General features: G+C 63.4%; 11 protein-coding genes. All 11 read left to right on the forward strand.

What is annotated here, in order from left to right; genetic code table 11:
- Positions 1-310 precede the first annotated feature (310 nt).
- A complete protein-coding gene (locus tag ACAW63_RS21275; RefSeq protein ID WP_371228485.1) occupies positions 311-2,533 on the forward strand; it encodes an NADP-dependent isocitrate dehydrogenase in 2,223 nt (740 codons plus the stop codon).
- Positions 2,534-2,636: 103 nt separating this feature from the next.
- Positions 2,637-3,080, forward strand: coding sequence for an NUDIX hydrolase (locus tag ACAW63_RS21280; protein ID WP_371228487.1), 444 nt, complete (start codon positions 2,637-2,639; stop codon positions 3,078-3,080).
- 72 nt (positions 3,081-3,152) lie between these two features.
- A complete protein-coding gene (gene mnmA, locus ACAW63_RS21285; RefSeq protein WP_371228490.1) occupies positions 3,153-4,295 on the forward strand; it encodes a tRNA 2-thiouridine(34) synthase MnmA in 1,143 nt (380 codons plus the stop codon).
- Positions 4,292-4,912: a high frequency lysogenization protein HflD gene (hflD, locus tag ACAW63_RS21290; protein ID WP_371228492.1), complete on the forward strand. Its 621-nt coding sequence runs from the start codon at positions 4,292-4,294 to the stop codon at positions 4,910-4,912. The genes mnmA and hflD overlap by 4 nt, the downstream gene beginning before the upstream one ends.
- A 95-nt stretch (positions 4,913-5,007) precedes the next feature.
- Complete coding sequence (purB, locus tag ACAW63_RS21295; protein WP_275611431.1) at positions 5,008-6,378, forward strand: adenylosuccinate lyase; 1,371 nt, start codon at positions 5,008-5,010, stop codon at positions 6,376-6,378.
- Positions 6,379-6,438: 60 nt separating this feature from the next.
- Positions 6,439-7,614 (forward strand): JmjC domain-containing protein, encoded by a 1,176-nt coding sequence (locus tag ACAW63_RS21300; protein WP_371228495.1) that lies wholly within the window; start codon positions 6,439-6,441, stop codon positions 7,612-7,614.
- Entirely contained in the window at positions 7,607-8,035 is a 429-nt protein-coding gene (locus tag ACAW63_RS21305; protein ID WP_152224077.1) for a GNAT family N-acetyltransferase, read from the forward strand. Before ACAW63_RS21300 ends, ACAW63_RS21305 begins: the two co-directional genes overlap by 8 nt.
- A 9-nt stretch (positions 8,036-8,044) precedes the next feature.
- A complete protein-coding gene (locus ACAW63_RS21310; protein ID WP_371228498.1) occupies positions 8,045-8,671 on the forward strand; it encodes a histone acetyltransferase HPA2 in 627 nt (208 codons plus the stop codon).
- Positions 8,668-9,483, forward strand: a complete 816-nt coding sequence (locus tag ACAW63_RS21315; RefSeq protein WP_371228501.1) for a secretin N-terminal domain-containing protein — start codon at positions 8,668-8,670, stop codon at positions 9,481-9,483. The genes ACAW63_RS21310 and ACAW63_RS21315 overlap by 4 nt, the downstream gene beginning before the upstream one ends.
- A 509-nt stretch (positions 9,484-9,992) precedes the next feature.
- Entirely contained in the window at positions 9,993-11,588 is a 1,596-nt protein-coding gene (locus tag ACAW63_RS21320; protein ID WP_371228503.1) for an isocitrate lyase, read from the forward strand.
- Between the two features lie 172 nt (positions 11,589-11,760).
- Entirely contained in the window at positions 11,761-12,252 is a 492-nt protein-coding gene (locus ACAW63_RS21325) for a DUF4442 domain-containing protein (protein WP_371228505.1), read from the forward strand.
- Positions 12,253-12,436: the final 184 nt, after the last annotated feature.

Below are 12,436 nucleotides of genomic sequence, written 5' to 3' on the forward strand. Positions count from 1 at the left end.
TAGCTCACAAGTCGATGATCGAACCACATCATTCCTTAGTCTAAAAAAGCAGCGCGCATCACCCTGCCTTTAGGGTGGTATACTGGCCGGCATGACTTAATGGTCATCGAGGTCCGAGCAGTCTGGGACCAGACTCTCTCCTCGCAGCGACGGAGTCCACACCAGGAACCCGCCGTACAACGCTCTACTGGCGCCCCAATATCCCCGCGGCAAATCTCGAAGGTCGGTCAACCACTTCGTTGAACGCAAGCGTGTACCAACGCGATTCGAGACTCTGTGCGCGCCCAGCAAAGAAGAGAGTTAGAACGAGATGTCCATCCGCTCGAAGATCACTTACACCTTCACCGACGAAGCACCCGCCCTTGCCACCTACTCGCTGCTTCCCATCGTAAAAGCCTTCGCCGCCTCCGCCGGCATCGACGTAGAAACCCGCGACATCTCTCTTGCAGGCCGTATCCTGGCCTCCTTCGCCGACAAGCTCGGCGACAAGGCCATCGAAGACGACCTGGCCTACCTGGCCCAACTGGCCACCGCCCCCGAAGCCAACATCATCAAGCTGCCGAACATCTCCGCTTCGGTACCGCAGCTCAAGGGCGCCATCGCCGAATTGCAGAAGCTGGGCTACGCCGTTCCGGACTTCCCGGAAGACCCGCAGACCGCCGAAGAGAACGAAATCCGCGCGCGTTACGCCAAGGTCCTGGGCAGCGCCGTGAACCCGGTCCTGCGTGAAGGCAACTCCGACCGCCGCGCCCCGGCCGCCGTGAAAGCCTACGCCCGCAAGCACCCGCACAGCATGGGCAAGTGGAGCATGGCTTCGCGCTCCCACGCCGACTACATGCGTGGCGGCGACTTCTTCTCCAGCGAGCAGTCGGTCACCATCCCGAAGGCCGGTGAAGTCCGCATCGAGTTCGTCGGCAAGGACGGCAAGGTCGAGACCAAGAAGACCCTGAAGATGCAGGAAGGCGAAGTCCTCGACAGCATGTTCATGAGCTGCAGCAAGCTGCGCGCCTTCTTCGAGAAGACCCTGCAGGACTGCAAGGAAACCGGCGTCATGTGGTCCCTGCACGTCAAGGCCACCATGATGAAGATCTCCCACCCGATCGTCTTCGGCCACGCCGTCACCGTCTACTACAAGGACGTGTTCGAGAAGTACGGCCAGCTGTTCGAAGAGCTGGGCGTGAACCCGAACAACGGCATCTCCAGCGTCTATGACAAGATCAAGTCGCTGCCGGCCTCGCAGCAGGAAGAAATCCTGCACGACATCCACGAGGTTTACAGCCACCGCCCGGAAATGGCGATGGTCGACTCGGTCAAGGGCATCACCAACCTGCACATCCCCAGCGACGTGATCGTCGACGCCTCCATGCCGGCCATGATCCGCAACTCGGGTCAGATGTGGGGCAAGGACGGCAAGCAGAAAGACACCAAAGCGGTAATGCCGGAAAGCACCTACGCCCGCATCTACCAGGAAATGATCAACTTCTGCAAAACCAACGGCGCGTTCGACCCGACCACCATGGGTAGCGTACCGAACGTCGGCCTGATGGCGCAGAAGGCCGAGGAATACGGCTCCCACGACAAGACCTTCGAAATGGAAGCCGACGGCACCATGCGTGTAGTCGACGCCGACGGCAAGGTCCTGATGCAGCACGAAGTGCAGGCCGGCGACATCTGGCGTGCCTGCCAGACCAAGGACGCCCCGATCCGCGACTGGGTCAAGCTGGCCGTTACCCGCGCCCGCCAGTCCAACACCCCGGCCATCTTCTGGCTGGACCCGGAGCGCGCCCACGACAACGAGCTGCGCAAGAAGGTCGAGCTGTACCTGAAGGACCACGACCTGACCGGCCTGGACATCAGCATCAAGGGCTACAACGAAGCCATCCGCACCAGCATGGAGCGTCAGATGCGCGGCCTGGACACCATCTCGGTGACCGGCAACGTGCTGCGCGACTACCTGACCGACCTGTTCCCGATCATGGAACTGGGCACCTCGGCCAAGATGCTGTCCATCGTTCCGCTGATGGCGGGCGGCGGCATGTACGAAACCGGCGCCGGCGGTTCGGCTCCGAAACACGTACAGCAGCTGGTGGAAGAGAACTACCTGCGCTGGGATTCCCTGGGCGAGTTCCTGGCTCTTGCCGTCTCCTTCGAGGAAGAAGGCATCAAGACCGACAACGCCAAGGCCAAGGTGCTGGGCAAGACCCTGGATATCGCCACCGGCAAACTGCTGGACAACAACAAGTCGCCGTCGCGCAAGATCGGTGAGATCGACAACCGTGGCAGCCACTTCTACCTGGCCATGTACTGGGCCCAGGCTCTGGCCGAGCAGAACGACGATGCCGAGCTGAAGGCTCACTTCGCTCCTCTGGCCAAGACCCTGACCGAGAAGGAAGCGGCCATTGTCGCCGAACTGAACGGCGTCCAGGGCAAGCCGGCCGACATCGGCGGTTACTACCGCTCCAATCCGGAGCTGACCTCGCAGGTCATGCGCCCGAGCGCGACCTTCAACGCCGCGATCGACGCACTGGCGTAAGGCACTTCGTGCAATACAGAACCCCCGGGCCCTCCCGGGGGTTCTGCTTTCTGCGCCTTGCAGCGCTAAACTCGCGCCCTTTCCAACTCACGAGACCGCATCCATGCGCTGGCTTGCACACGTCACCGTCGCCACCTTAGTCGAAGACCAGGGGCGTTTCCTGCTGGTGGAGGAAATCTCCGCTGACAAAAAACAGGTCTTCAACCAGCCCGCCGGCCACCTGGAAGCCAACGAAACGCTACTCGAGGCCGCCGTGCGCGAAACCCTGGAAGAAACCGGCTGGGATGTAGAGCTGACCGCTGTCACCGGCATCTACCTGTACACCGCACCGAGCAATGGCGTGACCTACCAGCGCGTCTGCTTCGCCGCCCGTCCGCTGCGCCACCACCCCGAGCGCGCCCTGGACGACGGCATTCTCGGCGCCCGCTGGATGACCCGCGACGAACTGGCTGCCCAACCCGAACGCTGGCGCAGCCACCTGGTGCTGCGCTGCATCGACGACTATCTGGAAGGCGAACGCTTCCCGCTCAGCCTGATCCGCACCTGAGCCGGCAGCCGAGCCTGAGCCGCTCGGCTCTGGTAGAATCCCCGTCTTTACCTGCACCCGTGATGCGCCACCATGTCTGATTCCCCCCCCTCTTCTTCGCCGAAGTTCCCCCAGAACACCCGCGTCATCGTCGGCATGTCCGGCGGCGTGGACTCTTCCGTCTCCGCCCTCCTCCTCAAGGAACAGGGCTACCAGGTGGAAGGCCTGTTCATGAAGAACTGGGAAGAGGACGACGGCACCGAATACTGCACCGCCATGACCGACCTGGCCGACGCCCAGGCCGTCTGCGACCGCATCGGCATCAAGCTGCACACCGCCAACTTCGCCGCGGAATACTGGGACAACGTCTTCGAGCACTTCCTCGAGGAATACAAGGCCGGCCGCACGCCGAACCCGGACATCCTCTGCAACCGCGAGATCAAGTTCAAAGCCTTCCTCGACTACGCCCTCGCCCTGGGCGCCGACCTGATCGCCACCGGCCACTACGTGCGCCGCCGCGACGTCGACGGCCGCAGCGAACTGCTCAAGGGCCTGGACCCGAACAAGGACCAGAGCTACTTCCTCCACGCGGTGGGTGGCGAGCAGATCGGCAAGACCCTGTTCCCCGTCGGCGAACTGGAGAAGCCCGAGGTGCGTGCCATCGCCGAGAAATACGGCCTGGCCACCGCGAAGAAGAAAGACTCCACCGGCATCTGCTTTATCGGCGAGCGCCGCTTCAGCGACTTCCTCAAGCAGTACCTGCCGGCCCAGCCGGGTGACATCGAGACCACCGACGGCACGGTCATCGGCAAGCATGTCGGGCTGATGTACCACACCATCGGCCAGCGCCAGGGCCTGGGCATCGGCGGCCTGAAGAACGCCGACGACAGCCCCTGGTACGTGCTGGAGAAGGACCTGGCGCGCAACGTCCTGGTCGTCGGCCAGGGCAATGACCACCCGTGGCTGTTCTCCCGCGCCCTGCGCGCCTCGCACATCTATTGGGTCAACCCCATCGACCTGGACCAGCCCAGAGCCCTGCGCGCCAAGGTGCGCTACCGCCAGGCCGACCAGGACTGCGTGCTGGAACGTACCGAGAACGGCTACCGCGCGGTGTTCGACCAGCCGCAACGCGCCGTCACCCCAGGCCAATCCGTGGTCTTCTATGACGGCGAAATCTGCCTCGGCGGCGGTGTCATCGAATCGGCCGAACCCGCGTTCGCTAAGGACCGTACATGAGCGATCTGCACGACCAGATCATCGCCCTTTCCGGCGTTTTCGAATCAGCAGCCCTGGTAGACCGCCTCGCCCGCACCGGGCAGATCCCCGAGGCACCGCTGGGCTGCATGCTCGGCAGCCTGCTGGTGCGCGACCCGAAGACCACCCTGGACGTCTACGGCGGCGACACCGCCAACCTGCGCGAAGGCTTCCGCGCCCTGGTCAGCGCGCTCGAGCGTGACCCCAACAGCCTGCAGCGCGAACCACTGCGCTATGCCCTCTCGCTGATCGGCCTGGAACGCCAGTTGAACAAGCGCGACGACATGCTCGACCTGATGGGCAGCCGCCTGGACCAGATCCAGCAGCAGGTGCAGCACTTCGGCCTGGTCCACGAGAACGTCATCGCTTCCTGCGCCGGCCTTTATCAGGACACCCTGAGCACCTTCCGTCAGCGCATCCAGGTGCATGGCGACATGCGCCACCTGCAGATCAACGCCAATGCCGCGCGCATCCGCGCCCTGCTGCTGGCCGGCATCCGCTCCGCGCGCCTGTGGCGACAGCTCGGCGGCAACCGCTGGCAGATGCTGTTCGCGCGGAAGAAAATGCTTAACGAACTGCGTCCCCTGCTACGCGGCTGAAACACCTCCTACCGGTCGCCGCAAAGGCGACCGGAGCGCCGCTTTCGTGTATGATGTGCGCCCTTTTCGTTGACCTCCAGCCACGAGAACGCCCCATGCAGCTTTCCTCCCTTACCGCGGTTTCCCCCGTTGACGGCCGTTACGGCAGCAAAACCAGCGCCCTGCGTCCGATCTTCAGCGAATACGGCCTGATCCGTTTCCGCGTCCTGGTGGAGGTTCGCTGGCTGCAGCGCCTCGCCGCCCACGCCGGCATCCCCGAAGTGGCTCCCTTCTCCGCCGAAGCCAACGCCCTGCTGAACCAGCTGGCCGATGACTTCCAGCTGGAGCACGCGCAGCGCATCAAGGACATCGAGCGCACCACCAACCACGACGTGAAAGCCGTGGAATACCTGCTCAAGGAACAAGCCGCCAAGCTGCCGGAACTGGCCAAGGTCAGCGAGTTCATCCACTTCGCCTGCACCTCCGAGGACATCAACAACCTGTCCCACGCCCTGATGCTGCGCGAAGGCCGCGACACCGTGCTGCTGCCGCTGATGCGCCAGATCGCCGACTCCATCCGCGAACTCGCGGTGAAGTTCGCCGACGTGCCGATGCTCTCGCGCACCCACGGCCAGCCGGCCTCCCCGACCACCCTGGGCAAGGAACTGGCCAACGTCGTCTACCGCCTCGAGCGCCAGATCAAGCAGGTCGCTTCGGTCGAGCTGCTGGGCAAGATCAACGGCGCCGTGGGCAACTACAACGCCCACCTGTCCGCCTACCCGCAAGTGGACTGGGAAGCCAACGCCCGCGAATTCATCGAAGGCGACCTGGGCCTGGCATGGAACCCCTACACCACCCAGATCGAGCCGCACGACTACATCGCCGAGCTGTTCGACGCCATCGCCCGCTTCAACACCATCCTCATCGACTTCGACCGCGACGTCTGGGGCTACATCTCCCTGGGCTACTTCAAGCAGAAGACCATCGCTGGCGAAATCGGCTCCTCGACCATGCCGCACAAGGTCAACCCGATCGACTTCGAGAACTCCGAAGGCAACCTGGGCATCGCCAACGCACTGTTCCAGCACCTGGCCAGCAAGCTGCCGATCTCCCGCTGGCAGCGCGACCTGACCGACTCCACCGTGCTGCGCAACCTGGGCGTCGGTTTCGCCCACAGCGTCATCGCCTACGAGGCCAGCCTCAAGGGCATCGGCAAGCTGGAGCTGAACGCCGCGCGCATCGCCGAAGACCTGGACGCCTGCTGGGAAGTCCTGGCCGAGCCGGTACAGACCGTCATGCGCCGCTACGGCATCGAGAACCCCTACGAGAAGCTCAAGGAGCTGACCCGCGGCAAAGGCATCAGTGCCGACGCCCTGCAGGTGTTCATCGACGGCCTCGACATGCCCGCTGAAGCCAAGGCCGAGCTGAAGAAACTGACCCCCGCGAACTACATCGGTAACGCCGCCGCCCAGGCCAAGCGCATCTGAGATTCGCCCTGACTTTGCACGCCCGGCTGTGCCGGGCGTTTTTGTTTCAAGGACTTAACCATGAATCCTGCTATTCCTCTTCAGCTTTTGGGCGGCATCAGCGCCGAAGAATTCCTCCGCGATTACTGGCAGAAAAAGCCCCTGCTGGTACGCCAGGCCATCCCGGACTTCAAGAGCCCGCTGGAGCCTGACGAGCTGGCCGGCCTCGCCCTGGAGGAGGTTATCGAGTCGCGCATCGTCATCGAGCACGGCGACAGCCCCTGGGAACTGCGCCGCGGCCCGTTCAAGGAAGAGACCTTCAAGGACCTGCCCGAGCGCGACTGGACCCTGCTGGTACAGGCCGTCGACCAGTTCATCCCGGAAGTCGCCGAACTGCTGGAACACTTCAAGTTCCTGCCCAGCTGGCGCATCGACGACGTGATGATCAGTTACGCCGCACCGGGCGGCGGCGTCGGCCCGCACTTCGACAACTACGACGTGTTCCTCCTGCAGGGCCACGGCCAGCGCCGCTGGAAGATCGGCCAGACCTGCGACGCCAGCAGCCCCCTGCTGCCGCACCAGGACCTGCGCATCCTCGCCGAATTCGAAGAAAGCGCCGAATGGGTACTGGAACCGGGCGACATGCTCTACCTGCCGCCGCGCGTGGCCCACTACGGCATCGCCGAAGACGACTGCATGACCTACTCGGTCGGTTTCCGCGCCCCCAGTGCCGCCGAAGTCCTGACCCATTTCACCGACTTCCTCGCCCAGTTCCTCTCCGATGAGGAGCGCTACAGCGACGCCGGCATGAGCGCGGTGAAAGGCGACGAAGACCAGCACAAGATCCAGCGCGACGCCCTCGACCGCCTGAAGAACCTGTTGCAGGAGCACATGAGCGACGAGCGCCTGCTGCTCACCTGGTTCGGCCAGTTCATGACCGAGCCGCGCTACCCGGAGCTGGTCGCCGGCGAGGAAATCGAGGAAGACGAACTGGCCCGCTCGATTGCCGAGGGCGCCGTGCTGATCCGCAACCCCAGCGCGCGCATGGCCTGGAGCGAAGTGGACGTCGGCCTGCTGCTGTTCGCCAGCGGCCAGACCGTGGTCCTGCCGGAAAAACTGCGCGACCTGCTCAAGCTGGTGTGCTCGGCCCAATCGCTGCACGAAGAGAATCTCGGCCAATGGCTGGCCGATGAGGATGGGCGTAAGCTCGTTGGAGAGCTGATCAAACAAGGCAGTCTGGAGTTCGCCGATGAGTAGCAAGATCAGGGTTCGCGTGGCGGACTGGCAAAAGGATAATGCCGATCTGCGGCGCATTCGCGAGGCAGTTTTCATCGCCGAGCAATCGGTTCCGCCGGAACTCGAATGGGACGCCGAGGATGTCGAAGCCGTGCACTTCCTGGCCTTCGAAGGTGACTACGCCATCGGCACCGCCCGCCTCCTGCCGGACGGGCACATCGGCCGCGTTTCCGTCCTCAAGGACTGGCGCGGCCTCAAGGTGGGCGATCTGCTCATGCGCGCCGCCATCGAGCAGGCCGAAAGCCAGGGCCTGAAACGCCAGCTGCTGACCGCCCAGGTCTACGCCATTCCCTTCTACGAACGGCTAGGCTTCAAGGTAGCCAGCGGTGAATTCCTCGACGCCGGCCTTCCCCACGTGGACATGGTGCGCGAAAGCGACTGAGGCAGCGAAATGGACAACGTCCCGGAACAAGACGACCTCCCGGTGGAACTGCCGGACATCGAGTTCCAGTCTCCGGGACGTTTCGCCATTCACAACCCACCCAGCGAAGCCCTGCCGCCCGAAGCGCTGGAACCCGCGCCGTTCCGCCTTGGCAAAGGCGACCAGGTGCACCGCTTCAACAAGCCTGAAGAGGCCCGCGCCCATGCCCTGGCACTGATGCAGCAGGCGCAGCGCACCCTCTACCTCTACACCCCCGACCTGGAGCCCTGGCTGTACCACCACAGCAGCATCCAGGCAGCCTGCACCCAACTGCTGCTGAGCAACCCGCGCAACCGCCTGATGATCCTGGTGCGCGACAGCGCCCGCGCGGTAAAGGACGGCCATCGCCTGCTGAATCTCAGCCGGCGCCTGTCCAGCTACTGCCAGATCCGCCGGATCAACCCGGACTACCCCAGCGAGGAGCACGCCTTCCTGCTGGCCGACGACTGCGGCCTGTTGCTGCGCCCGGAGCCGGGTGACTACGCCGGCTACGCCCACTACAACAACCCCGGCCGCGCCCGCCAGCTACTGGAACAGTTCGAACAGACCTGGAACACCAGCCTCCTCGACCCGAATCTGCGGAGCTTCCTGCTTTGACCCGACGCCCTCTCGCCCTGCTCCTTGCTTGCGGATTCAGCCTGGCCGCCATCGCCGCCCCCCGCACCGAGGTCATTCCGCTCAACTACCGCACCGCCGAGGACGTGCTGCCGGTGGCGCAGTCGGTATTGGGCAACGAAGGCCGGGTCACCGCCTATGGCAACCAACTGATCGTGAACGCCGAGCTGGCGAAGATCCGCGAACTGCAACAGGTCCTCAGCCAACTGGACACCCGCCCCCACCAGTTGCTGATCAGCGTCGACACCAGCGACGGCAGCCAGAGCGACCAGAGCGGCTACTCGGTGAATGGCTCGGTCAGCGCCGGCAACGTGGAAATCCAGGCCGGTCGCGGCGAAGTCAATGGCCGCGACCAGGTGCGCATCATCAACCGCTCCACCAACAGTCGCGGCGGTGGCACCCAGCAGGTGCGTGCCACCGAGGGCTCACCCGCATTCATCCAGGTCGGCCAGAGCCAACCGGTGACCAACGCCGGCATCGGCCCCTATGGCCAGGTCTACAGCCAGACCGAGTACCGCGATGCCAACCAGGGCATGTACGTGACCGCGAGCCTTACCGGCAACCTCGTGCACATCACCCTCAGCACCCGCAACGACCGCTTCAACGGCAACTATCAGGGCTCGATGAACACCAGCGCCACCGAAACCAGCATCAGCGGCCCGCTCGGCCAGTGGATCGAGGTCGGCGGCGTCAGCGAAAGCAATCAGAGCACCCAGAGCGGTTTCGCCCGCCACTACAGCACCCAGGGCCGCAACGACAGCAGCCTGCGGGTGAAGGTCGAAGTGCTCGACTAATCCTTCCGTAGGTGACTTGCCGGTCCTCGTTAGACCTTCGTGTAGTAGTCCAAAAAAAACACTACAAAACGTTTGACGAACGCTCGTTTGAACGTGCATGATGGCCTCGCTCCCGCTAACCAGAGGGCTTCAAAGCCCTCCGGACCGCGCCAGCGACGCACCTGTCGCGCCGGTTCGTGTTGTTAAGCCCACAAGGCGGATCGACGAGGTTGCGACTGGCAAGAGGTTGTCCTGAGGGACGGGGAAGCAAGCCTTAGCAACAGCACGAAGTGACGGATTCAGCCGTCCACCATCGCCCAACGGCTGCCACGAGCCGGCAAGCGATTCTGGATGCCACCGCTGCAGTCACCCGTCTGTACGCCGCGCCACCCCATTCCTCCAGCGTCACTCCTTCTTTCGGTCGCCCCTTCGCCATCCCGCGGCGAGCAACCCGCAGTCAGTACCGTTCAGGTGCGGTTTCATGTGGGTAGTCGGTGCTTAACCAAACACATTCTTTTGAAGGATTGGCCATGTCCGCATATCAGAACGAGATCAAAGCAGTCGCCGCGCTCAAAGAGAAGAACGGCAACAGCTGGAGCGCGATCAACCCCGAGTACGCTGCCCGCATGCGCGTCCAGAACCGCTTCAAGACCGGTCTGGAAATTGCCAAGTACACCGCAGCCATCATGCGCAAGGACATGGCTGAGTACGATGCGGACTCCTCCGTCTACACCCAATCCCTGGGCTGCTGGCACGGCTTCATCGGTCAGCAGAAGCTGATCTCCATCAAGAAGCACCTGAAGACCACCAACAAGCGCTACCTCTACCTGTCGGGCTGGATGGTTGCCGCCCTGCGCTCCGACTTCGGCCCGCTGCCGGACCAGTCGATGCATGAGAAGACCGCGGTTGCCGGCCTGATCGAAGAGCTCTACACCTTCCTGCGCCAGGCCGACGCCCGCGAACTGGACCTGCTGTTCACCGCCCTGGACTCCGCCCGCGCCGCCGGCGACAAGGCCAAGGAAGCCGAAGTACAGGCTCAGATCGACAACTTCGAAACCCACGTGGTGCCGATCATTGCCGACATCGACGCCGGTTTCGGTAACGCCGAGGCGACCTACCTGCTGGCCAAGAAGATGATCGAAGCCGGTGCCTGCTGCATCCAGATCGAGAACCAGGTTTCCGACGAGAAGCAGTGCGGCCACCAGGACGGCAAAGTGACCGTTCCGCACGAAGACTTCCTCGCCAAGATCAACGCCGTTCGCTACGCGTTCCTCGAGCTGGGCATCGACGACGGCGTGATCGTCGCTCGTACCGACTCCCTGGGCGCCGGCCTGACCAAGCAGATCGCCGTTACCCGCGAGCCGGGCGACCTGGGCGACCAGTACAACTCCTTCCTGGACTGCGAAGAAATCTCCGCTTCCGACCTGCAGAACGGCGACGTGGTGATCAACCGCGGCGGCAAGCTGCTGCGTCCCAAGCGCCTGGCTTCCAACCTGTTCCAGTTCCGCAAGGGCACTGGCGAAGACCGCTGCGTCCTGGACTGCATCACCTCGCTGCAGAACGGCGCCGACCTGCTGTGGATCGAAACCGAGAAGCCGCACGTTGGCCAGATCAAGGGCATGGTTGACCGCATCCGCCAGGTCATCCCGAACGCCAAGCTGGTTTACAACAACAGCCCGTCGTTCAACTGGACCCTGAACTTCCGCCAGCAGGTGTTCGATGCGTTCGTCGCCGAAGGCAAGGACGTTTCCGCCTACGACCGCGCCAAGCTGATGAGCGTCGAGTACGACGAGACCGAACTGGCCCAGATCGCTGACGAGAAGATCCGTACCTTCCAGCGCGACGGTTCGGCCCACGCCGGCATCTTCCACCACCTGATCACCCTGCCGACCTACCACACCGCCGCGCTGTCCACCGACAACCTGGCCAAGGGCTACTTCGCCGACCAGGGCATGCTGGCCTACGTGAAGGGCGTGCAGCGTCAGGAACTGCGTCAGGGCATCGCCTGCGTCAAGCACCAGAACATGGCTGGCTCGGACATCGGCGACAACCACAAAGAGTACTTCGCTGGCGAAGCCGCTCTGAAAGCCTCGGGTAAAGACAACACCATGAACCAGTTCCACTAAGAACTGGTTCACCGGCCCCTCGGGGCCGGCAGGCACCGCAAGACCCCGGCCTCAGCCGGGGTCTTGTTTTTTGCGCTTGGCCGAACCGCCAGCCAACCCCTCCCCGCCCGCCAAGGGCAGATCCGCGCCGACATGCCAGCCTCGTGCTTCCTTTATATGCACGGAAAAGCCCATGCCCAAGCGCAACCGCCTCGCCCTCGCCGCCCACCTCATCCAGCGCCTTCCGCGCCGTCTTCACGAGCCACTGCTCAGCCGCCTGTTCTGCTCCCAGGTGCGTTTCGCTGGCACCGCCAATCTGCGCATCCAGAAACTCTCAAGCGACGAAGTGCGAATGAGCCTGGCCAACCACCGCCACGTTCGCAATCACATCGGCGGCGTGCACGCGGCCGCCATGGCGCTGCTCGCCGAGTCCGCCAGCGGCTGCATGGTCGGCATGAACCTGCCCGATCACAAGCTGCCGCTGATCAAGAGCCTCACGATCGACTACCGACGCCGCGCCAACGGCGGTCTGCGCGCCATCGCTACGCTGACAGCGGAGCAACGCCGCGCAATGCGGGAGGAGGACAAGGGGGAAGCGCTGATTCAGGTGACCGTGCTGGACGACACTGGCGGCGAGCCGATCCGCTGTGAAATGCACTGGGCCTGGATCGCAAAAAATAAATGAACCATCCCGAAAGGAGAGGCGCCCAACAAAACCGGATGGGGATAATTGAATGCTGCAGAAGTGACTGAAGAAAAGGGCTCGCCGCTTATATGTAGTAAAGTTACGGATATACGACACTGCAAATGATAATATTTACCATTTAAAGAGTGCCGATTTATTGCGGCCAAATACCTCGAAAGTACCA

The organism is Pseudomonas sp. QE6 (assembly GCF_041379005.1).
Lineage (GTDB): Bacteria > Pseudomonadota > Gammaproteobacteria > Pseudomonadales > Pseudomonadaceae > Pseudomonas.

Coding starts and splice junctions, on each gene's coding strand:
- ACAW63_RS21275 (WP_371228485.1), top strand. CDS start 311: ATGTCCATCCGCTCGAAGATCACTTACACCTTCACCGACGAAGCACCC.
- ACAW63_RS21280 (WP_371228487.1), top strand. CDS start 2,637: ATGCGCTGGCTTGCACACGTCACCGTCGCCACCTTAGTCGAAGACCAG.
- mnmA (WP_371228490.1), top strand. CDS start 3,153: ATGTCTGATTCCCCCCCCTCTTCTTCGCCGAAGTTCCCCCAGAACACC.
- hflD (WP_371228492.1), top strand. CDS start 4,292: ATGAGCGATCTGCACGACCAGATCATCGCCCTTTCCGGCGTTTTCGAA.
- purB (WP_275611431.1), top strand. CDS start 5,008: ATGCAGCTTTCCTCCCTTACCGCGGTTTCCCCCGTTGACGGCCGTTAC.
- ACAW63_RS21300 (WP_371228495.1), top strand. CDS start 6,439: ATGAATCCTGCTATTCCTCTTCAGCTTTTGGGCGGCATCAGCGCCGAA.
- ACAW63_RS21305 (WP_152224077.1), top strand. CDS start 7,607: ATGAGTAGCAAGATCAGGGTTCGCGTGGCGGACTGGCAAAAGGATAAT.
- ACAW63_RS21310 (WP_371228498.1), top strand. CDS start 8,045: ATGGACAACGTCCCGGAACAAGACGACCTCCCGGTGGAACTGCCGGAC.
- ACAW63_RS21320 (WP_371228503.1), top strand. CDS start 9,993: ATGTCCGCATATCAGAACGAGATCAAAGCAGTCGCCGCGCTCAAAGAG.
- ACAW63_RS21325 (WP_371228505.1), top strand. CDS start 11,761: ATGCCCAAGCGCAACCGCCTCGCCCTCGCCGCCCACCTCATCCAGCGC.